Genomic DNA, 1,200 nt, shown 5'->3' with positions numbered 1-1,200 from the left:
TGTAGCATAGCGATGGCTCGACGGTAGTGTTCCGCCCCTTCCCGGTGCTTCCCCATATTGCTTAGGACGCTCCCGAGGCTCCAGTGGAGCTTCCAGCTCTCGGGCTCGTCTTCACCGCAGACCTTGAGCGCATCCTTCAATACGCGTAAACTGGCCCTGTAACGCTTCTGACGTGCATAGAGGTTGCCCAAGTAGGCCAACACCTTCCTTTGGGCCTCTGCATCGCTTTCTGTCTCCGCCACCTGCAAGGCCTTCTTATACTGCCGTTCGGCCTCCTTGTAATCGTATTCACCATAGTGCAAGGCAAGGGCGTAGCGGAAATGGGCGCCAAATCGCACCCACGCCTGGACCTGCGGGTCCTTGGCGGCCAGTTCCACGGCTTTGCGTCCGTGGACTCGTGCTTTGGCGTAGTTTCCTTCTTCTTGGATGTACCCCTCTGCCAGACGCACATGGACCCAGGCATGGGTTTGCGAGACCGGATCAAGTATCTTTGCAGCCTCTTCCAAGTATGGCCGACCGGCTTCCCAGTCATTCTTGTCTAAGATGAATATTTCGCCCAAGGTTGCAAGCAGCCATCCCTTTTCCGGACTCGGATGAGATGCTTTATCGATAGCATGTTTTAGCAGAACAATCGCTTCTTCCAAATTGCCTTGGTAAACCAGCGCCATAGCCATAGGTATATACACGAGAAGCGCATCCCGATGGGAGCCTAAGAGTACAAGCGCTTGGTTACACGCCTCTACTACTGTGCCGAGTAGGCGTAGTGTTGTTTCCTCGTCATCATCTTCACAGTGTTTGTAGCGATCGAGGGCACACGCTCCAATCAATTGGTACGCCTTGCCGAGGGAATAGCGATCCTGACATTGATCTAGAACCCAATGCGCATTCTGTTCCGCTTCCTCCCATACGCCTTTTCTATAGGCCAGCCAGCCCCGGTATACTCGCAAAATGCAACGCTGTGGGTCAGACAGATGCAGTCCTTCCAGCTCTTGGATGAGCTTTGCCGCTTCCTCGTCCTGGTTCTGACAAAAGCACTCCCAAATTCTGTTCAGAATTCCGTCCGGTTCTGATGCGGCCTGTGCATGTTTGTTGCGAAACCATTTCATGATAATCGCTGATTCTCCTATTGAGGAGCCTGTCCCGTCAACGCATCGATCAGCTCAACCCCTTTGGCCAAGAGGAACCGCCACCATCCGACTT

General features: G+C 53.8%; 1 protein-coding gene. It reads right to left on the bottom strand.

Features of this window, described 5'->3' with window-relative positions; genetic code table 11:
• On the bottom strand, nucleotides 1-1,106 hold a 1,106-nt coding region (locus D6694_06780), incomplete at its 3' end, for a hypothetical protein (GenBank protein ID RMH43705.1).
• Nucleotides 1,107-1,200: the final 94 nt, after the last annotated feature.

This window comes from Gammaproteobacteria bacterium (assembly GCA_003696665.1).
In the GTDB taxonomy this organism is placed as follows: Bacteria; Pseudomonadota; Gammaproteobacteria; order Enterobacterales.
The sequence above is the reverse complement of the archived record's forward strand: the minus strand, read 5'-3'. Positions and strand labels throughout refer to the sequence as shown.